The organism is Allomesorhizobium aridi (assembly GCF_043769475.1).
Lineage (GTDB): Bacteria > Pseudomonadota > Alphaproteobacteria > Rhizobiales > Rhizobiaceae > Allomesorhizobium.
Genome location: NZ_CP171729.1, coordinates 1,015,409 through 1,034,913 on the forward strand (window position 1 = coordinate 1,015,409; position 19,505 = coordinate 1,034,913).

Genomic DNA, 19,505 nt, shown 5'->3' on the forward strand with positions numbered 1-19,505 from the left:
AGGACTCAACTAGTGCTTCGCTTTTCCTTTTTCGGCGCCGGGAAGAAAGCCTTCTCGCCGTGGCGCTTGCCGAACATGATGTCGAATTGCAGCAGGCGGAAGTCGCGGATAGCCGGATCGATCTCCTTCGCCCGCCCCCAGTCGAATGTCGCCATGCCCCGCGGCGTCACGAGCACGTTGCGGTCCACGACGCGATAACGCTGGCGCATCTCGCCGAGGAAGCCGGTGTAATAGGGGTGGCTCATGCCGGCCGTCTCCAGCACGTGGAGCGGCAGGAAGGACGGGCTGATCGAGCCGAGATGGTCGACCGGACCCTTGCGGTTCGACCAGATCACCAGCGGCGTTTCGTGCTGGATGCGCATTTTCGCGAGTGGCGCCTTGCGCTCGGCGACCGGGTTTTTCATGAACCCGGTCTCGACGAAGACGGGGCCGAGCGGCGGCAAATGGTCGCCGAAGAAGGCGATGACGGTTGGGCGCTCTCGCTTTTCAGCCCACTCGATCAGCCGAGCCAGGCCCTGGTCGGCATCGGCGGCTCCCTCGGCGAAGGTCAGGATCGAACCCCTGCTCCAGGCGCTCACCGAGGTTTCGACCTTGTGGCTGGTGGTGGGGTAGCGGTTCGGCTCGTAGGGGCCATGGCTCTGCAGCGTCACGGCGAAGAAGAAGAACGGCTCGGCGGTCACTTCGGCCTGGCGGATGATTTCTTCCGTGAGGGCGGCATCGGAGACGAGCGGTCCGCGCGTGGCCAGCGGCGGCAGGTTCTCTTCCGACATGAAGCTGTCGAAGCCGAATGCCTCATAAACCGGCGTGCGATTCCAGAACCAGCCTTCGAACGGGTGGATTGCGCGGGTGGCGTAACCCTGACTCTTCAGGAAGGTGGCGAGCGAGGGCAGTGGCTCGCGGACATATTGCTGATAGGGAATGCTGCCATAGGGCAGGAAGGCATTTGAGAAGCCGGTCAGCGCCTCGAATTCGACATTGGCCGTCATACCGCCGAATTCCGGCGAAAACACATGCCCGGACTGCACCGCGCGGACATTGGAAACCGGGTCGGGCGTGATCGTGACGCCCGGCAGCCGGGTGGGATCCCAGAACGATTCGCTCATCACGATGATGATGTCGGGCCGTTCCGGCGGAACCGACGCCGAGGCCACGGGGCGCCTGACGGCCTCTATCGCCTCCTTTGAATAGCCCTCAGGGGCCTTGACCTTGGCCATCGGCACGTTGAGCGCAAAGGCGATGGCGAAGCCGTTCGAGGCGTAGTTTTCCTTCTGGTCCCACATCATCGGGATGATCTGAAGCCGGTCGCGCGCCCAGGAGAAGGTCGCGTAATCCATGATCGAGCCGAAGAACAGCAACGCCGGCAAAGCGACCGCGAGCCGCGCGGCGCGGGCGCGCATCGGCAGGGCGGGAACCTTGCGCCGCCAGAATCGCCAGAGCGCCACCAGAAGCGCGATCGCGGCGATCGTGGTGACGACGAGCATGATTGCCAGCAGCGGGCGCTCGCGAACCAGCAGCGGCGTCAGTTCCACGATCTGGCGCGCATAGAGGAAATCGGTCGGGTAGAGCGGATCGCCGAGGTAATGCGCTTTCTGATGACCCACAAAGGCTAGGAACAGGACAGCGGGCGCGACCACCAGCAGCGCGTGATAGGCGCGGCCGAGCAGGGCGTCGAAAAAGACGATGAGCAGCGCAAACAGGATGATGGTGGTCCAGCCGGGGCGGAACGGCTGCTGGAAGAAAAGCAGCGTTTCGGGGAGCGAGCCGCGCACGATCCATTCGACCGAAAACACCAGGACTGCCGAAACCAGGAGCGTCAACGCCGCCGAACCGGCAATGCGCAATAGACGGACACGTCGCCGCGTTTCGGCCAAATTCCCTTTTCCCGAGGCTTCCCGCGTCGCCGAAACCCGGTCTGCGACAATCTTTGCCAACTTAATGTCCTCAATGCGTAATAAAAAACGTCATGCAACTGTCATTGTTCCGTCACAGAAGCTAGCGCGTGTGGCGGAAATAAGAAGTTCAGCAGCGCTTTGTTCCAAAGCAGGAGGCACGGGCTTGACTCGCCGGCCCGCGTCACGCCACACGGCAGCGGAGAAGAAATCGCGGAGCGAGATCATGGCCGTCGCATTCACTTTTCCGGGGCAGGGGAGCCAGGCCGTCGGAATGGGCAAGGACCTCGCCGACACGTTTCCCGAGGCACGCCGGGTATTCGACGAGGTTGATGACGCGCTCGGCCAGAAGCTCTCGAAAATCATGTGGGAAGGGCCGGAAGAGACCTTGACGCTGACCGCCAACGCGCAGCCCGCGCTGATGGCGGTGTCCCTCGCAGCGGTGCGGGCGCTTGAGGCGCGAGGCTTCTCGCTGAAGGACAAGGTTTCCTATGTTGCCGGCCATTCTCTCGGCGAATATTCCGCACTTGCCGCCGCAGGCATGTTCACGGTGGCCGACGCCGCCCGGCTGCTCCGCATCCGCGGCGATGCGATGCAGGCTGCGGTTCCGGTCGGCGAAGGCGCAATGGCCGCGATCATCGGACTGGAGCAGGGCGATGTCGAGGCGGCCTGCACGGAGGCCGCCAAGGGGTCGGTGTGCCAGATCGCCAACGACAATGGCGGCGGACAACTGGTGATTTCGGGCGCCAAGGCGGCGGTCGAACTCGCGGCCCGGCTCTGCACCGAAAAAGGCGCCAAACGGGCATTGATGCTTTCAGTCTCCGCTCCCTTCCACTCCGCTTTGATGGGTCCGGCCGCAGAGACGATGCGCGAAGCGCTGGCCAGCGTGAAGAAAAGTGCTCCGGCAGTGCCAGTGGTGTCGAACGTCTCGGCGACGCCGCTTAGCGATCCGGACCAGATCGTCGCCCGCCTCGTCGAGCAGGTGACCGGCCGCGTGCGCTGGCGCGAGACGGTGGAATGGTTCGGCGCCAATGGCGTGACGACACTTTACGAAGTGGGAGCAGGGAAAGTGCTCTCAGGACTGGCGCGGCGGATCAACAAGGAGATCGCTACCAGCGCGATCAACAATCCGGCCGATGTCGAGGCGGCGGTTGCGGCGTTAGGGTGAACGATTAAGCTAGAACACTCCCTTACCAAGGGAGTGCCCTATCAATTGGAACGGGAGTCAAAAATGTTTGATCTGACCGGCCGCAAGGCGCTCGTCACCGGGGCGAGCGGGGGTATCGGCGAGGCGGTGGCGCGCGCGCTGCATGCGCAGGGCGCGATGGTCGGCCTGCACGGCACGCGGGTGGAGAAGCTGGAGGCGCTGGCCGCCGAGCTCGGCGACCGCGTGAAAATATATCCGGCGAACCTGTCGAATCGCGACGAGGTCAAGGCGCTTGGCGCAAAGGCCGAAGCCGATCTCGAAGGCGTCGACATACTGGTCAACAATGCCGGCATCACCAAGGATGGGCTTTTTGTCCGCATGTCGGACGCGGATTGGGATGCGGTGATGGAAGTCAACCTGACGGCGGTGTTTAGGCTCACCCGGGAATTGACCCATCCGATGATGCGCCGCCGCAACGGCCGCATCATCAACATCACCTCGGTGGTCGGCGTCACCGGCAATCCCGGCCAGGCGAACTACTGCGCCTCCAAGGCAGGCATGATCGGCATGTCGAAATCGCTGGCGCAGGAGATCGCGACGCGCGGCGTGACGGTGAATTGCGTGGCGCCGGGCTTCATCGAATCGGCCATGACCGACAAGCTGAACGACAAGCAGAAGGAAGCGATCATGGCCGCCATCCCGGCCAGGCGCATGGGCACCGGCGCGGAAGTCGCCTCGGCGGTGGCGTACCTCGCTTCCAACGAGGCTGCTTACATCACGGGCCAGACTATTCACGTGAATGGCGGCATGGCGATGATCTAGCGATGCGAGATATCCAACAGCCTTACCTCTGGTGTCGGTTGAGAAGCCGTTTTCGCCTTGGACGTGCGCGTTTTTTCGTGTAATGCCGCGCTTAACCCGGCGGTTCGCACCAGTCGCGCCGCGGGCGGTTGCGTTCCTGCAGGGAACATTCTTTCAGCTTGATTAGCGGCATTCCGGCCGCTAACGAAGACAGACAAACACACAGACGAGGATGCCCAAATGAGTGACACCGCAGAGCGCGTCAAAAAGATCGTTGTCGAACATCTCGGCGTCGAAGCCGAGAAGGTGACGGAAGCGGCGAGCTTCATCGACGACCTCGGCGCCGACAGCCTTGATACGGTTGAACTCGTCATGGCCTTCGAGGAGGAATTCGGCGTCGAGATCCCGGACGATGCGGCCGAGACGATCCTGACCGTCGGCGACGCCGTGAAGTACATCGATAAGGCGTCGGCCTGACGCTTTGCCAGGCGCAAGCTTCGGGAATTCCGCGATGAGGCGAGTAGTCGTCACCGGCATGGGCCTGCTCTCGCCGTTCGGCGTGGGCGTCGAACACGGCTGGCGCGAACTGCTGACTGGCCGCAGCGCCGCCAAGCGGATTACCGAGTTCGAGGTCGAGGATCTCCCCTGCAAGGTGGCGCACGTCATCCCTCGAGGCGACGGCGGCAACGGCACCTTCAACCCTGAGGCGTATCTCGAGCCTAAGGAACTCAGGAAGATCGGCGATTTCATCCTCTACGGGATCGCGGCCGCCGACGAGGCGCTAAAGGATTCCGGCTGGGAACCGAAGTCGGACGAAGACCGCAACGCCACCGGCGTGATGATCGGCTCCGGCATAGGTGGCATCGACGGCATCGCCGAAAATGCCATGGTGCTGAGGGACCGCGGCCCGCGCCGCATCAGCCCGTTCTTCATTCCCGGCAACATCATCAATCTCGTATCTGGCCAGGTGTCGATCCGGCACGGACTGAAAGGCCCGAACCATGCGGTAGTGACCGCCTGTTCGACGGGTGCGCATGCGATCGGCGATGCCGCGCGGCTGATCATCTTCGGCGACGCCGACGTGATGCTTGCCGGCGGCGCGGAATCCCCTGTTACGCGCCTGTCGCTCGCGGGCTTCGCCGCTTGCAAGGCGCTGTCGACCGACCGCAACGACGCGCCCGGGACGGCCTCGCGCCCCTATGACCGCGACCGCGACGGCTTCGTCATGGGCGAGGGCGCCGGCGTAGTGGTTCTGGAGGAACTGGAGCACGCCAAGGCGCGCGGCGCGAAAATCTACGCCGAGGTGACCGGCTACGGCCTGACCGGCGACGCTTATCACATCACCGCTCCGGCGGCCGATGGCGACGGTGCGTTCCGCTGCATGGGCGCTGCGCTCAAGCGCGCCGGACTGGCGCCCGCCGATGTCGACTACATCAATGCCCACGGCACCTCGACCATGGCCGACACGATCGAACTCGGCGCAGTCGAGAGGCTGATCGGCAACGCGGCCTCCAAAGTTTCGATGTCGTCGACCAAATCGTCGATCGGCCACCTGCTCGGCGCGGCCGGCGCCGCCGAGGCGATCTTCTCGGTTCTCGCCATCCGCGACAATATTGCCCCGCCGACCATCAATCTCGACAATCCCGAACGCGAGACGGCGATCGACCTCGTGCCGCACAAGCCGCGGGCGCGCCAGATCGATGTCGCGCTGTCGAATTCCTTCGGCTTCGGCGGCACCAACGCATCGCTGGTTTTCCAGCGCTACAATGGCTAAGCGCCGGGATAGCGCCTTCCTCGCCGCGAATTTTGCCATACTCTGGTGATTGAGAAATGATGGCGCGGCGGGGGCGGCGCAAGGGAATTATCGAGGCAATATGAACACCAATCCAGCGAACCCTGGGGAGTTCGGCCAGCGCGCCGAGGCGCCGAAACCGATCGTGCCGAAGACGGCGAGCGAAGTCTTGCGGCCCGAGGTCGGAACGCCGCCGCCGAAGCGCTCGCGCGCGTCACGTAACCAGATCGTCGTGTTCATGAACTTCATCGTCTCTTCGGCGATGCTCCTTGTGCTGGCGGCCGGCCTCGCCGTTTATCTCGGCAAGCGCGAGTTCGACGGACCCGGCCCGTCGGAAACGACGCAGACCTTTCTGGTCAAGCCCAAGAGCGGGCTGATCGAGATCGCCGACCAACTCGAGCGGCGCGGGTTGGTCAGCGACGCGCGCATCTTCCATCTCGGCGTGCGCGCCTACGGCAACGAGGGCGAGCTGAAGGCCGGCGAATACGAGATCGCGGCCGGCGCCTCGATGCGCGACATCATGGAAATCCTGAAAAGCGGCAAGTCGGTGATGCAGTCGCTGACCATTCCGGAAGGGCTGACGGTCGTGCAGGCTTTCCGCAAGATCGCCGAGCACGAGGCGTTGACCGGCGACATGCCTTCCGAGATTCCGCCGGAGGGCATGCTGGCTGCCGACACGCAGCGTTTCACGCGCGGCGCTGAGCGCAAGCAGATCATCGACAAGATGCTGGCGCACCAGAAGGAACTGGTCGAGGAAATCTGGGCGCGCCGCGCGCCGACCTGCCACTGGCCAACATAAATGAGTTCATCACGCTGGCCTCGATCGTCGAAAAGGAAACCGGCAAGGGCGACGAACGTTCGCGCGTCGCCGCGGTGTTCCTCAACCGGCTGAAAAACAATATGCGGCTGCAATCGGACCCGACGATCATCTACGGCCTGTTCGGCGGTTCCGGAAAGCCGGCTGACCGGCCGATCTATCAGTCTGATATCGAGAAGCCTACGCCCTACAATACCTATACGATCGACGGGCTGCCGCCGACGCCGATCGCAAATCCGGGCAAGGCCGCTCTCGAAGCCGTGGCCAATCCGTCGAAGACCGACGACCTCTATTTCGTTGCCGACGGCACTGGCGGGCATGTCTTCGCCAAAACTCTGGAAGAGCACAACGAAAACGTCGCACGCTGGCGCAAGATCCGCAAGCAGCAGGCAGACGAAGCGGCCAAAGCTGCTGCCGGCGTCGGGGCGGCGGAGCCGGCCGCCGCGCAATAGCGTAATAGGTTCGTTGGGGTCGAATCGGGTTATTTGAGGCGTGGTCCATTCCGGATCATTGTCGTTGGGGATGCGGGGCGCGCCATGAATCTGCAGAGCATGACCGGCTTCTCGCGCGCCGCCGCCGAACATGACGGCGCGGCGATCGCCTGGGAGCTGAAATCGGTCAACGGCAAGACCATCGAGGCCAGGCTGCGCCTGCAGCAGGGTTACGAGAGGCTGGAGCCTCTCGTCAGGCAGTTGGTGCAGAAGCGCTTTTCGCGCGGCAACATCCAGGCGTCGCTGACCGTCGGTCGGGCCGCGGGAACGCTGGCGCAGCCTGTCATCAACGAAGCGTTCCTGAAGGATCTGGCAGGACTGGCAAAACGTCTGGAGGAGCAGTTCGGCTTGGCACCAGCCAGCGCCGACGGGCTCCTGGCGCTGCGCGGCGTGCTCGACATTCCTGAAGTGGCCGAGACCGAGGAGGCGCGCGCCTCCGTCGACGCGGCGGTGCTGGGCGTGCTTGACCTTGCCCTGGCGGGACTCGAGCAAGCAAGGCTGGCGGAAGGTGCGGCGCTTGGAACGGTCCTATCCGCCCATATCGACACGATCGAGGTCCTGGTGCTGCGGGCCGAAGCCGACCCCTCGCGCGACCCGGCGGCGATCCGTGCACGGATGGCCGAGCAGGTCGCGCTGCTGATGGATGCATCGGCCAATCTCGACGAGAGCCGGCTGCACCAGGAGGCGGCGTTCCTAGCCACCAAGGCGGATATACGCGAGGAGATCGACCGGCTGAAAACCCATGTCGCTTCCGGACGCGCGCTGCTCGACGGCGGCGGCGCGGTAGGGCGCAAGCTCGATTTTCTGGCGCAGGAATTCAACCGCGAATCGAATACTCTGTGCTCGAAATCCAATGCGGCGACGGTGACCGCCATCGGGCTGGAACTGAAGGCGGTCGTCGACCAGTTCCGCGAACAGGTTCAGAATCTGGAATAGCAGCCAATGACAGCGGATATTGTTCCTCCAGCCATCCGCCGCCGCGGCCTGATGCTGGTTCTGTCGTCGCCGTCGGGCGCAGGCAAGTCGACCATCGCACGCAATCTCCTGGAGAAGGACCACGATCTCAGCCTGTCGGTCAGCGTGACCACGCGGCCGCGCCGCGCCAGCGAGATCGATGGCGTACATTACCACTTCGTTTCGCAGCGCGAGTTCGACCGCCTGCGCGATTCGGATGCCCTGTTGGAATGGGCCGAGGTTCACGGCAATTCCTACGCGACGCCGCGAGAGCCGGTGGAAAAGGCGATGGCCGAAGGCCGTGACATGCTGTTCGACATCGACTGGCAGGGCGCGCAGCAGCTCAAGGAAAAGATGCGCGCCGATATCGTCTCGATCTTTATCCTGCCGCCTTCCATGCGCGAACTGAAGGCGCGGCTGAAGCGCCGCGCCGAGGACCAGGAGGCGGTGATCGAAACGCGGCTGACCAACGCCCGCACCGAGATCGAGCACTGGAAGGAATACGACTTCATCGTCATCAACAACGATCTCAACCATGCCTACGCCGAGGTGCGGGCGATCGTCACGGCCGAAAGGCTGCGGCGCGACCGGCGGCCGGGCCTGTTCGACTTTGTGTCAGGGCTGCTGGACGAGAAGACCACATAAAGCGACCGGGTCTATGCTGGAAAGTCTGAACGCTTGAGCGTTTCGGCGGGCGTCAGATGCTCGACGATCTGCACCATGTCGTCCCACCGGATTTCCGGATAATGCTCGCGCATTCCAGCCAGTATGACTTCCTTCGGCCATTCCGCTTCCCGTCCGACGAAAGCGGCTGCTTTAGACAGTGGAACGTCCGTGGAGCGGGTGACCCACACGACGGCCGTCTTGGCAGGATCTCCATCGCAAACGTAACGCAGGTAGCCGGGGGCGATTCGGGCCTCCCGCCATCTTATGGTGGACGTCTTGTCGCCGGCCTCGATCAGCGGGAAAAGGCGTGCGACGACACCTAGCGTCTGCATTGCGGCCTCACACTGCGTTGGCCAGCGCCACGAACTCTTCGACGCTGAGCGTCTCGGCGCGCCGGGTTCCGTCGATGCCGGTTGCTTCGAGCAGGCGCACGCCCTCGATGCCCTTGAGGCTCTGGCGCAGCATCTTGCGGCGCTGCCCGAATGCAGCCTCGGTGACACGGCCAAGGGTGCGGACATCGGCCGGCAGCGGCGCCGGCCGCGGGACCAGATGGACCACCGAGGAAGTGACCTTGGGCGGCGGCGTAAAAGCCTGCGGCGGCACGTCGAAGGCGATCCTCGCATCGGTACGCCAGCCTGCGAGAACGCCGAGCCTTCCATAGGAATCGCTGCCCGGCCTCGCCACGATACGCTCTGCCACCTCGCGCTGGAACATCAGGGTCATCGACTGATAGAAGGGCGGCCATTCGGTAACGGTGAGCCAGCGCACGAGAAGTTCGGTGCCGATATTGTAGGGCAGGTTGGCGACGATCTTCACCGGCCCGCTGCCGGCGATCGCCGCGAAATCGGTCTTCAGCGCGTCGCCGGAAATCGTTTCGAGGCGGCCGGGATAGTGCGCGGCGATCTCGTCCAGGGCTGCCAGGCAGCGCTCGTCGCGCTCGACGGTGACGACTCGGGCCGCTCCGTTCATCAAAAGCGCGCGGGTGAGGCCGCCGGGACCGGGGCCGACTTCGATGACGGTCGCTTGCGACAGGTCGCCGGCAGCGCGGGCGACCTTGCCGGTCAGATTGAGGTCGAGCAGGAAATTCTGGCCGAGCGATTTCTTCGCCTGCAACCCATGGCGCTCGATCACGTCGCGTAGCGGCGGCAGGCCATCAAGGCTCATCAGGCCTTGCTTTCGTTGTCGGCGAGGTGCCGCGCAAGCTTCAGCGCCGCGATCAGGCTGTCGGGCCGGGCGATGCCCTTGCCGGCAATGTCGAAGGCGGTGCCGTGGTCGGGCGAGGTGCGAATGAAGGGCAGGCCGAGCGTGACGTTGACGGTCTCGTCGAAGGCGAGCGCCTTGGCTGGGATTAGCGCCTGGTCGTGATACATGCAGATCGCCGCGTCGTAGCGTTCGCGCGCACGCGGATGAAACATGGTGTCGGCCGGCAGCGGTCCGACGGCGTCGACCCCTTGGCTCCGGAGGGCCTCAATGGCCGGGCGGATCACCGTAATCTCCTCGACACCCATTGCCCCACCTTCGCCGGCATGCGGATTGAGGCCGGAGACTGCCAGGCGCGGATTCGGGATGCCGAAGCGGGCTTTGAGATCGCGCGCGGTGATCAGCGCCGTCTCCACGATGGCCTCCAGCGTCAATGAGGCCGGCACGTCGGCAAGGGCTATGTGTATTGTCACCGGCACGGCGCGCAGATCGGGTCCGGCGAGCATCATCACCGCAGTCGCCTTCGCGCCAGTCTTCGTCGCCGAAAGATAGGCGAGGTATTCGGTATGGCCGGGAAAGCGGAAGCCTGCGTCGTAGAGCGGCTTCTTTGCGATCGGGCAGGTTACCACTGCTGACGCAAGTCCCGACATGACATCCGAGACGGCGCGGTCGATCGCCTCGATGATGCCCTGCGCATTCGCCTTGTCAGGCCGGCCGGGCGCATCGACGAAGCGCGCCGCAAGCGGGACTATCGGCAAACCTTCGGGATACCGCTCGGCAGATTCCTCGGGCATCGTTTCGACGATCGGGATATCCAGCCCAAGCCGCCGCGCGCATGCCGCAACCGAGGCAGGATCGCTGAGGAGGTAGAACGGCGGAACAGTGTTTTCCGTGCGCCGAAGCCACGCGGCAATGGCGATCTCGGGGCCAATCCCCGATGGATCGCCCGCCGTCAGCGCCAGCGGCGGTTTGATGCTGCCCACAATGGGCTAGCGTTCGACGATGCGGGCTCTTTCCCGCAGCTCGGCAATGTACTTCTTGTCCAGTTCGCCGGCTTGGTCGTCGGTCTTGGTTTCGGACTGGAACACCATCTTGGCGACCCGGTCGTCCGACACCTCGCGGCTGCTGCAGATGCCGATGAACTCTACGCCGCGGTCGGTTTCCTTGACGCCGGTGGCGCTGCCGGTTTGGGTCTTCTTGATCTGGTCGGCCCATTCCGGCGGAAGTTCAGGCGCAAGCACGCGGCCGAGATCGCGGACGGTCACGTCGATCAGACCCTTGGCGAATTCACGCGAGCTGTCGCAGCCGTTGAAGCGCGCGCGCATCGCCTCGGCCTCGCGTTTGCGCTGACCCATTTTGCCTTTTTCCGCCGCGGGCACGACGAAAATGACTTGCTGCAGCATGTATTCGGTGGCGCTGGGCTTGTTGCCGCCCTGCTGCAGCATACGGCGCACCACGTCCTGCTCGCTCATCGTGCCGCCTTGCGACTTGAAACGCGACGAAAGCGCCTGATTCCATCCCATCTGGGCGCGGATGAAGTCCTTGAAGTGCTGCTGGGTGATGCCGTTCTGGTCGAGGATTCCGGCCATCTGAGTGGGCGAAAGCTTGTTGGAGCCGGCGAAACGTTTGAACGCGGCGTCCACCGCCTCATCGGTGATCCTGATCCCGAGCCGATTGATCTCGGCGACCCGCAGTGTCTGCTCGACCATCTCGTCGGCAGCCATCTTGTTGAGGTTGCCCTTGCGGTTCTGCAGCTTCAGGAAGGCGGCGCGGCGCTGGATGTCGTAGGTCGTCACGGGAACGTTGTTGACGACGTATTTGATCTCGCTGGCCGCCGCGGGCAGGGCGATCACCGCAGCTGGGACCGCGGCGGCAACTGCAATAGCGAAACTTGCCGAAAACAGGTACTTCCTGATCGAAAACATGCCAGATACTCCCCGCATTCCGCTTTTGTTCTTGATGGACTTGAGCCGTGATGCCCAGCCTATGCGGCGAAACGATGACCGCGGTCAGGCGGTCACTCTTCCCCGAATGTATCGGCCAACGTGCTTGTTGAAGATCCGAAGTCGCCAAGCGTGCGGAACGAGATGTTGAAGCCGATCGAACGCTCGTCCGGTTCTCGCTCAGATTCGATGCGGTTCGGATCGCGTTTTGTCGACAACGTCATCATGTAAGTGAAGCACTCGTCGTCATAGGCGAAGCCGATCAGATCCCGGACCAGAACGCCGGATTCAAAATCGTAGGTGCCTGAACCGAAGGCCCGCCAGTTCTCGTGGAAACGGCCCGAGGCGGCAAGCGTGACCTCGCGGCGGTCGTCGGAGAAGCCATAGAGCGGCTGAGCCTGGATGAAGGCGTATTTGGCCGTGACCGAAATGGGCGTCCCCGCATAGCCGACCTTCACTTCGGCGCGCCGCACCTCGAAACTCTGCTCGTCGAAGCGCGCGCTGGTGGATGCGGACAGGCCGACCGGGGTGGTGAAACCTACGAGGCCGACATAATCCGATGTATCGGTATCGAGGCCCGAATAGGCGCCGACATTGACGAGGTCAGCCGCCGCGAACGGATTGTCGCCGCCCAGCTGATAGGACTGGCCAAAGAGCGCGTTGGTTGCCCAGCCATTGCCGAAGGCGCCGGAATAACGCAGGCCGATATTGGCGCGCGAGCCGCCCTCAATGCGGTCGTAACCGGAGAATTTGTCGCGTTCGAACAGCGTCGAAGCGTCGAAGACGAAGCTCTGCGCGTCCTCATTAGGAAGGCCGAGCGTCTCTTCGTAAGCCGCATCCGGGCGGGCGAACACTTGGGCCATCGGCTCCAACACATGAGTGGCGCTGGTGGTGGAGAACAGGACAGGCCAGCGCAGTTCGAGGCCGGCAGTGGCCATGGCGCGGTAATAGGCGGAGCGAATGTCGGCGGCGACGCCGATATCGGGATCGCCTGCCATGTCGTTGATGGCGTCGAGCGAAGCGTTCGAATAGCTCGCATAGGTCGCGTCGCTCTGGAAATGCAGGAGCGGCGTTACCACCAGACCACCATCAGTGACGAAGGAGCGCTTCCACTCGGCTTCGGCCGTAATCCGGGTCGAATTACCATCGATGCCGCGGATGACGTCGGATTTTGGGTCGGGCGTCAAGGCACTGGGTATGACACGATCGAGCTCATCGCGAAGGATGGTGCGGGCATTGACGTCGATGTTGAGTTCGCCGCCTGCCAGCGGAGCGTCCGGCGTGTAGGAATAGTCGAACGACGGAAGCACCCAAGGCTGCTTTTCGCTGATGGAATCGGGGTCGCTGTTGAACCGGTCTTCCTGGACCTGGAAGTACACTCCCCTCAGGTCGAAATAGTTCCGATCATGCAGGCCGACCAGGTAGATTTCGGATTGGTGGGTGGAATCCGAATACCCGTCGATCTCATAGGTGCGGGAGAAATTCTTGTCGGTCTGGACAAGCGCCTCCCAACCGAACACCCAGCGCGGATTAATGTCGAAGCGCCCAGTGGTGCCGACCATGCCGCGGAATTTGTTGGGGTCGTCTTCGCGGCCGGAATCGACGTTCTCGCCGGTGTCGTTAAAGGCTTCCGGATCGTTCTGGTGGATGCCGGCGATCTTCAGAGTGTATTCGCCGTTGTTGAAGCGCTGGCGCCATTCAGCTTCGCCGAGAAAACCTTGCTTGGTGTATCCGGTCCCGGTGAGCGTCAAGTCATAGGTCGGCGACAGAGCGAGGTAGTAGGGGATCGATACGCCGACACCAAGCTCGCTTTTGTAGTTTATGCCTGGGAACAGGAAACCGCTCTTGCGCTTCACCGTCGGGTCGGCGATCTCGAAGGAAGGCAGGAAGGCTAGCGGGAAACCGAAGAACTCGAAACGGGAATTCTCGAAGCGCACGGTCTTGGCGCGTCCGTCCCAGATGATCTTGCGCGCCTTGATTCGCCAGATCGGCGCTTGGTCCGGCTTTTCCTCGCAGGGTTCGCAGGCCGTGTAGACGCCGTTGTTGAAAGTGGTCAGCACGCCGCCCTTACGCTCCGCGCTTTCGGCCGCGAAGTAGGTCTTGTCCACCGTTTCGACACGCAGCGCGTTGACGAAGCCGTCGCCGAAATCGTCGGTGATGTCGATCTCGTCGGAGAAGATCTTGGTGCCGCTGCTGTCGACGATCTCGACATTGCCGCTGGCGATCAGCCGCGAGGTCTTGCGGTCATAGGTGACACGCTGCGCGACCAGGCGATTGCCGCCGTAGTCGATCTGCACGCCGCCGACGGCGGTAACCGTGTTGGCGTCGTTGTCGTAAACCAGCGTATCGGCTTCCAGCAGCATCTGGCTGCCTTCCGGAACGCTCTCGCCGATGTCGGGCAGTTCCTGCGCGGAGAGGAGCGCGGCAGGCAGAACGTAAATGAAAACGCAGGCAAGCGCCGTCGCGCCATACAGGCGCGCCAAACAGGCCGATTTGCGGTCAGATGTCACCGCCAACCCCACTAACCGTCCTCCTTGTAGAGCAGGAACGTCACCCCGAAAAACAATGCTACGACAACCGGAAGCCAGGCCGCAACAAAGGGTGGCACGAATCCCGCATTGCCAAACGCTTTTACCAATACCGAAACGACATAAAGCAGAAACCCGGCGAGGACGCCACCCAGAATCATCGTCGCCGACTGCCCCATTCTGGCGAACCGCATCGACACTGTTGCGGCGATCAGCGTCATGGCCACGAGAAGCGGCGGAAGCGCCATCAAAGAATGGAATTGCATGGCGAAAGCGTTGGCCCGGAGGCCGAAGGAACGGGCCACCTCGATCGTGCTCGGCAGGTCGAAGAAGGGAATCGTTTCAGGCCGCGCCAATCTTTCCTGTACGAACTCCGGTTTGAGATTCGTCGCGACGCGATCCTGCTCGAGCGATTCGGCCGCGCCGCCGCGATAGCGCTTCACGTCGTTCAGTTCCCAGTAGCCGTCGCGCAGATAGGCGCGCACCGCGTCCTTGCGCTCGACGATCTCGCCGTCGGCGCCGATCTCGAAAAACACCGCGTCAGAGAGTTCGAGGCCCTGGTTCAGGACGGCGCGCGCGCCGATGATGGTATCGACATTGTTGGCCTTCTGCCGGATCCAAGGCGCCGAGAAGGCGGAGATCTGATTGGAATGGCCCGAGCGAATGGTGGTTTCGAGAAATTCGGAGCGAGAAAAGCCGTAGGCGGCGATTGGATTGAGCACGCCGACGGTCAGGATGCCGAAAAGCAGCGCGCCGATACAGGCCGGCAACAGGAACTGCCACGCCGAGATCCCGGCGGAACGGGCGATGACCAGTTCATACTTGCGGTTGAGCGATATCAGCGTGGCCATGGCGGAGAACAGCGCAACGAAGGGCACCGTCTGCTGCATGATCATGGGAACCCGCAGCGCCGAAACGGCGACGGCAGTACGGAAGGTGAAGTTGGGCAGCCCTGAGGTACGGCTGGAGAATTCCGTGAAATCGATAAGGAAAACCAGCGCGAAGATGCCGACGAAGAACCATGCGGTAATGGCCGAATAGCGGATGAAGAAATAGCGTCCAAGCGTCCAGCCCATCACACGCCTCCACCGGAGGCGGCGCGGCGTCCGAAAAGCCTGGTCCAGAACCGGGCCATACCCTCGTTCACGCGACGGCTCAAAGCCAGGCCCTGGTCGGTCCAGGCGACGGGCACCTCCATCGTGCGGTTGCTCTGGATGAACCAGATCGCAACGGCCGAGGCGACGAGGGGCACCGCATAGGCGAACGGGGTGAAAGCAGCCGAGGACTGCGCCTGGTTTGTCGCGAAGAAACCGAGCCAGCGGACAAAAAGGGCAATGGTGATGGAGGTGATCAGCGGGTTGATCTGCGCCTCGCGGTGGGAGCGCGCGTCGCCGGCGACCGCGAGCGCTATCAAGGCGAAGACCAGCGGATAAAGCCATTCCGTGAAGCGCCTGTGCAGTTCGGCACGGAACGATTGCGGCTTCTGCTGGAAGACGGGATCGTTTGGATCGGGATCGAGCAGATATGCGATTGTCCGGTCCTTCGGAAACATCGTGATGTTGCCGCTGGACGAGGAGAAGGCGGACAGGTCGAAGGCGTAGGAGGTGAAGCGGATGACGGAAACCTCGCCTGCCGGCGTCTTTCGGTGCACCACGCCATCCGCCATCACCAGCAGGCTCTTGTCTTCACTTTCGACGACGGCGCCTTTCTTGGCGTAATAAACCAGATCGATGCCTTCCTCGCGCGAATCGGCGACGAATATGCTGCCGAGCTGGCCGTCCGGCAGCCGTTCGCCGACCTGTACGAACAGGCCCTCGTCGACCTTGCGGAAGGTTCCTTCCTGGATGACCAGCGACAGGAGATCGGCCCTCGCCGCGGCGACCAGTTGGCGGCCGCGTTCGCGCGCGTAGGGATCGACGCCGTTGTCGACCGCGAAGGAAAAGACGCTTGCCATCAGCGCGAGCAGGATAATGGGGCGGACGATCATCATGCGAGAAGCGCCGGCGGCGGAGATGACAACCAGTTCCGAATCGGTGTTCATCACGCTTAGAGTCTGCGCGACGGCGATGATCAAGGCGAACGGAATGATGATCGGGATAATCGACGGCAGGATCAGCGTCGCGATCTCGAAGAAGGTGAGGGCCGACTGGCCGCTGTCGGTCACGAGATCGATGCGCGCCAGAACCTGCGTGGTCCAGACGATCGCAAGCGTCCAGAACAGCGCCGCGACGAAAACTTCGAGCGTGCGACGCAGTATATAGCGTTCGACGACCTTCATGAGATGCGCGATTCCGTTCCGGCGACAATTGTCCTGCCGCGGACCGTTCCCGCAACCAGATACGCGCGCAAATTACCCGTCGGAGAACGGGAGCACAACCGGCTCGAATTGGTATCCGTCCCGTCTCGATATTCCGGCATGCTTAAATTGTCCCTACTATTGGATAAGGAAGTGCCAACGCGAATGGTGAATCGCGCGTTAACGCGATCCGCGCCCGACCACCGAAAGGGTCGGCGCGACCTTGCCGGCCAATTGGAGCAAAAAGCTGGCGCGATGGCTTTCGCCTTGCCAAATGCCTCAAAACGCCCAAATGTCGCACACTCCGATTTGCGACTTGTCCCCGAAAGCAGGAAATCCATGACGTCCAGACCATCGATCAGCTTTGCGAAACCCGGCGTGCCGAAAAACGGCAGCGTCATCGTTCTTGCGACCGAGGGAGGCGAACTGAGCGACGCGGCGAAGGCCTGCGACCCGGGAGGGACATTCGCGCGCGCCTTTCCGGCGGCCGAGTTCACGGGCAAGCTCGCCAGCACGGTCGAGGTTCTGGCGCCTCAGGGCGTGCCGTTCAACCGGCTGGTGGCGCTCGGCGCCGGCAAGACCGACGGCATCGACGGCCATGCCTGGCTGAGGATCGGCGGCGCTGTCGCCACGCAATTGCGCAAGGACGGCGAAGTAGCGGTCATAGCCGATCTGGCAGGCGCCGAGGTCGATGCCGCCGCGACGGCGAATCTCGCCGCCGGCGTGCTGCTCAGGGCCTATTCCTTCGACAAGTACAAGACCCGCAAGGACAATTCGGAAGGCGAACAGCCCAAAACAGCCAAGCCTGCGAAGATCACCATCCATTGCGCCAATCCGGCAGCAGCCAGGAAGGCCTTCGCCGAGGTGCAAGCCGTTGTCGACGGCGTGACGCTGGCGCGCGATCTCGTCAACGAGCCGGCAAACGTGCTGGGACCGGTTGAATTCGCCGCACGCGCCAAGGAGCTCGAGGCGCTGGGCGTCACGGTCGAAATCCTGACCGAGAAGGAGATGAAGAAGCTCGGCATGGGCGCCCTGCTTGGTGTGGGGCAAGGCTCCATACGGCCGCCGCGGCTGGTGATCATGAGCTGGAACGGCGGCAAGGCCAAGGACAAGCCGGTCGCGTTCATCGGCAAGGGCGTGGTGTTCGATTCGGGCGGCGTCTCGATCAAGCCGGCCGCCGGCATGGAAGACATGAAAGGCGACATGGGGGGTGCTGCCGCCGTGACCGGCCTGATGCATGCGCTGGCGGCGCGCAAGGCCAAGGTGAACGCCGTCGGCATTCTCGGCTGTGTGGAAAACATGCTGGACGGCAACGCCCAGCGTCCGGGCGACATCGTCACCTCGATGTCGGGGCAGACCATCGAGGTCCTGAACACCGACGCGGAAGGACGGCTCGTGCTGGCTGACGTACTCTGGTATTGCAACGACCGCTTCAAGCCCAAATTCATGGTCAACCTGGCGACGCTGACCGGCGCCATCATGGTGGCGCTGGGGCAGAGCCACGCCGGCCTTTTCTCGAATAATGACGAGCTGGCCGGAAGGCTGACCGCCGCGGGTCTCGCTACGCAGGAGAAGCTGTGGCGCATGCCGCTGGGCAGCGAATACGACAAGCTGATCGACACCAAGAACGCCGACATGAAGAACATCGGCGGGCGCTATGCCGGCGCCATCACCGCGGCCCAGTTCCTGCAGCGTTTCGTCAAAGATACCCCGTGGGCGCATCTCGACATCGCCGGGATGGCGATGGGCTCGCCTTCCAGCGACATCAACCAGTCCTGGGCCTCGGGTTTCGGCGTGCGGCTGCTGGATCAACTGGTCCGAGATAATTATGAGGGCTAATGCCTTCATGTCGGAAGCGTGATGACCGAAGTGCTGTTCTACCACCTGACGGAATCTACACTCGAGGACGCTCTTCCCGGGCTCCTGGAAAAGAGTGTCCAGCGCGGCTGGCGGGCGGTCGTCCAGACCGGGACCGAGGAGCGGCGCGATGCGCTCGATGCGCATCTGTGGACGTTTCGGGACGATTCTTTCCTGGCGCACGGGACCGACCGCGAGCCGCATGTGGCCGAACAGCCGGTGCTGCTGACGACTGAGGCCAATAACGGCAACGACGCCGAGATCCGCTTCATCGTCGACGGCGCGGCTCCACCCGACGTTGCCGCCTATGAGCGGGCGGTGTTTATGTTCGACGGCCACGATGCCGAGCAGCTCGAAAAGGCGCGGGAACACTGGAAGGCGATGAAGGCCGGTGGGCACGCCGTCACCTACTGGCAGCAGACGCCGGAGCGTCGCTGGGAACGCAAGGCGTGAGCGGCCGCTGCATCGCAAAGGTTTGGCGCGTTGCTGGCGAGAGGTATCGCTGATGCGCGTGCTGTTCTTCGTCATGCTCGTCGCCGGCTTGGGATTCGCGAGCTATCCATGGGTGTCGGCAAACTTTCTCGAACGCAATGTTGGCGCCTGGAGAATCTATGACGCTGTTTCCGGCCCGTTGCCGGCGCATGCTCGGCTAACGGAGAGCGATGCTCCGCTGAGGGTCATTGTCGAAATGACGACCACCGGCGTGCTCGATCCGGCGGATGACCAAGCGGTCCTGACTCTAACCGCAACGACCGGCGGGCGGACCGTTTTGGCCGAGGCCCTGGACTTCGAGGATGCAGAGCCGCGCGAAACCAATCCGCAAACCCAGGAGAAAGTGTTTCGCGATACCGCTGGCGTGCTCGATATGCTTGAACCCGGCGCCTATGTCTTCACGGCCGGCCCCGGCGACGCGGAGGGCGTGTCTGTCCGCTTCGTCGATCTGGTTCTGCGCACCGAAGCCGCGCCCTTTGACGAGCGCCTTCAGCCGCTTGGCTTCGCTCTGATGGCGATAGGCTTCTTCGGCTTCGTTCTGGCGCTGCGCCGTGGCCGGCCCGAGCGCAACCCGAACTCGCAGCCGCCTGGCCCGCGCTGGGGCAGGGGCGGCGCACCGCGCTGAGCCCGGT

General features: G+C 63.2%; 17 protein-coding genes and 1 pseudogene. 10 read left to right on the plus strand and 8 right to left on the minus strand.

Going from position 1 to position 19,505, the window contains the following annotated elements; translation table 11 throughout:
* Nucleotides 1-5: 5 nt before the first annotated feature.
* Complete coding sequence (locus ACG873_RS06885) at nt 6-1,931, minus strand: LTA synthase family protein (protein ID WP_394891050.1); 1,926 nt, start codon at nt 1,929-1,931, stop codon at nt 6-8.
* Nucleotides 1,932-2,115: 184 nt separating this feature from the next.
* Between ACG873_RS06885 and fabD the strand changes: the two genes are divergently transcribed.
* From fabD to gmk, 7 genes and pseudogenes are all read left to right on the plus strand, one after another.
* Nucleotides 2,116-3,057 carry an ACP S-malonyltransferase gene (gene fabD / locus ACG873_RS06890; protein ID WP_394891051.1) on the plus strand — a complete coding sequence of 314 codons (942 nt, stop codon included), beginning with the start codon at nt 2,116-2,118 and terminating at the stop codon, nt 3,055-3,057.
* A 63-nt stretch (nt 3,058-3,120) separates the two neighbouring features.
* Complete coding sequence (gene fabG, locus ACG873_RS06895) at nt 3,121-3,858, plus strand: 3-oxoacyl-[acyl-carrier-protein] reductase (RefSeq protein ID WP_394891052.1); 738 nt, start codon at nt 3,121-3,123, stop codon at nt 3,856-3,858.
* Between the two features lie 219 nt (nt 3,859-4,077).
* A complete protein-coding gene (locus tag ACG873_RS06900) occupies nt 4,078-4,314 on the plus strand; it encodes an acyl carrier protein (protein WP_008836051.1) in 237 nt (78 codons plus the stop codon).
* A 34-nt stretch (nt 4,315-4,348) separates the two neighbouring features.
* Nucleotides 4,349-5,611, plus strand: a complete 1,263-nt coding sequence (fabF, locus tag ACG873_RS06905; RefSeq protein ID WP_394891053.1) for a beta-ketoacyl-ACP synthase II — start codon at nt 4,349-4,351, stop codon at nt 5,609-5,611.
* Between the two features lie 100 nt (nt 5,612-5,711).
* Nucleotides 5,712-6,898, plus strand: a pseudogene (gene mltG / locus ACG873_RS06910) (endolytic transglycosylase MltG).
* A gap of 84 nt (nt 6,899-6,982) precedes the next feature.
* Nucleotides 6,983-7,873: a YicC/YloC family endoribonuclease gene (locus tag ACG873_RS06915; RefSeq protein ID WP_394891054.1), complete on the plus strand. Its 891-nt coding sequence runs from the start codon at nt 6,983-6,985 to the stop codon at nt 7,871-7,873.
* A gap of 6 nt (nt 7,874-7,879) precedes the next feature.
* Nucleotides 7,880-8,536, plus strand: coding sequence for a guanylate kinase (gene gmk, locus ACG873_RS06920; RefSeq protein ID WP_394891055.1), 657 nt, complete (start codon nt 7,880-7,882; stop codon nt 8,534-8,536).
* An 11-nt stretch (nt 8,537-8,547) separates the two neighbouring features.
* Here gmk and ACG873_RS06925 read toward each other — a convergent pair whose 3' ends face one another.
* The 7 genes from ACG873_RS06925 to lptF form a co-directional block, all read right to left on the minus strand.
* Nucleotides 8,548-8,889 (minus strand): ASCH domain-containing protein, encoded by a 342-nt coding sequence (locus ACG873_RS06925; protein WP_394891056.1) that lies wholly within the window; start codon nt 8,887-8,889, stop codon nt 8,548-8,550.
* A 7-nt stretch (nt 8,890-8,896) separates the two neighbouring features.
* Entirely contained in the window at nt 8,897-9,721 is an 825-nt protein-coding gene (rsmA, locus tag ACG873_RS06930) for a 16S rRNA (adenine(1518)-N(6)/adenine(1519)-N(6))-dimethyltransferase RsmA (RefSeq protein WP_394891057.1), read from the minus strand.
* Entirely contained in the window at nt 9,721-10,740 is a 1,020-nt protein-coding gene (gene pdxA / locus ACG873_RS06935) for a 4-hydroxythreonine-4-phosphate dehydrogenase PdxA (protein WP_394891058.1), read from the minus strand. The genes rsmA and pdxA overlap by 1 nt, the downstream gene beginning before the upstream one ends.
* 6 nt (nt 10,741-10,746) lie before the next feature.
* Nucleotides 10,747-11,682: a SurA N-terminal domain-containing protein gene (locus tag ACG873_RS06940; protein ID WP_394891059.1), complete on the minus strand. Its 936-nt coding sequence runs from the start codon at nt 11,680-11,682 to the stop codon at nt 10,747-10,749.
* Nucleotides 11,683-11,774: 92 nt separating this feature from the next.
* On the minus strand, nt 11,775-14,210 hold the full coding sequence (locus tag ACG873_RS06945; RefSeq protein WP_394891060.1) for an LPS-assembly protein LptD: 2,436 nt from the start codon (nt 14,208-14,210) through the stop codon (nt 11,775-11,777).
* An 11-nt stretch (nt 14,211-14,221) separates the two neighbouring features.
* Nucleotides 14,222-15,307: an LPS export ABC transporter permease LptG gene (gene lptG / locus ACG873_RS06950; protein ID WP_394891061.1), complete on the minus strand. Its 1,086-nt coding sequence runs from the start codon at nt 15,305-15,307 to the stop codon at nt 14,222-14,224.
* A complete protein-coding gene (gene lptF, locus ACG873_RS06955) occupies nt 15,304-16,506 on the minus strand; it encodes an LPS export ABC transporter permease LptF (protein WP_394891062.1) in 1,203 nt (400 codons plus the stop codon). The genes lptG and lptF overlap by 4 nt, the downstream gene beginning before the upstream one ends.
* Nucleotides 16,507-16,863: 357 nt before the next feature.
* On the opposite strand from lptF, the gene ACG873_RS06960 reads away from it, so the two are divergent.
* Genes ACG873_RS06960 through ACG873_RS06970 form a run of 3 tightly spaced genes read left to right on the plus strand, consistent with a single transcriptional unit; the run spans nt 16,864 to nt 19,498 of the window.
* Entirely contained in the window at nt 16,864-18,363 is a 1,500-nt protein-coding gene (locus ACG873_RS06960; RefSeq protein WP_394891063.1) for a leucyl aminopeptidase, read from the plus strand.
* A gap of 21 nt (nt 18,364-18,384) precedes the next feature.
* Nucleotides 18,385-18,834: a DNA polymerase III subunit chi gene (locus tag ACG873_RS06965; protein WP_394891064.1), complete on the plus strand. Its 450-nt coding sequence runs from the start codon at nt 18,385-18,387 to the stop codon at nt 18,832-18,834.
* A 52-nt stretch (nt 18,835-18,886) separates the two neighbouring features.
* Nucleotides 18,887-19,498, plus strand: a complete 612-nt coding sequence (locus tag ACG873_RS06970) for a hypothetical protein (protein ID WP_394891065.1) — start codon at nt 18,887-18,889, stop codon at nt 19,496-19,498.
* Nucleotides 19,499-19,505 lie beyond the last annotated feature (7 nt).

Bases quoted from the DNA above. Each gene is read 5' to 3' on its own strand.
- fabD (WP_394891051.1), top strand. From the start codon at position 2,116: ATGGCCGTCGCATTCACTTTTCCGGGGCAGGGGAGCCAGGCCGTCGGA.
- fabG (WP_394891052.1), top strand. From the start codon at position 3,121: ATGTTTGATCTGACCGGCCGCAAGGCGCTCGTCACCGGGGCGAGCGGG.
- ACG873_RS06900 (WP_008836051.1), top strand. From the start codon at position 4,078: ATGAGTGACACCGCAGAGCGCGTCAAAAAGATCGTTGTCGAACATCTC.
- fabF (WP_394891053.1), top strand. From the start codon at position 4,349: ATGAGGCGAGTAGTCGTCACCGGCATGGGCCTGCTCTCGCCGTTCGGC.
- ACG873_RS06915 (WP_394891054.1), top strand. From the start codon at position 6,983: ATGAATCTGCAGAGCATGACCGGCTTCTCGCGCGCCGCCGCCGAACAT.
- gmk (WP_394891055.1), top strand. From the start codon at position 7,880: ATGACAGCGGATATTGTTCCTCCAGCCATCCGCCGCCGCGGCCTGATG.
- ACG873_RS06925 (WP_394891056.1), bottom strand. From the start codon at position 8,889: ATGCAGACGCTAGGTGTCGTCGCACGCCTTTTCCCGCTGATCGAGGCC.
- rsmA (WP_394891057.1), bottom strand. From the start codon at position 9,721: ATGAGCCTTGATGGCCTGCCGCCGCTACGCGACGTGATCGAGCGCCAT.
- ACG873_RS06940 (WP_394891059.1), bottom strand. From the start codon at position 11,682: ATGTTTTCGATCAGGAAGTACCTGTTTTCGGCAAGTTTCGCTATTGCA.
- lptF (WP_394891062.1), bottom strand. From the start codon at position 16,506: ATGAAGGTCGTCGAACGCTATATACTGCGTCGCACGCTCGAAGTTTTC.
- ACG873_RS06960 (WP_394891063.1), top strand. From the start codon at position 16,864: ATGACGTCCAGACCATCGATCAGCTTTGCGAAACCCGGCGTGCCGAAA.
- ACG873_RS06965 (WP_394891064.1), top strand. From the start codon at position 18,385: ATGACCGAAGTGCTGTTCTACCACCTGACGGAATCTACACTCGAGGAC.
- ACG873_RS06970 (WP_394891065.1), top strand. From the start codon at position 18,887: ATGCGCGTGCTGTTCTTCGTCATGCTCGTCGCCGGCTTGGGATTCGCG.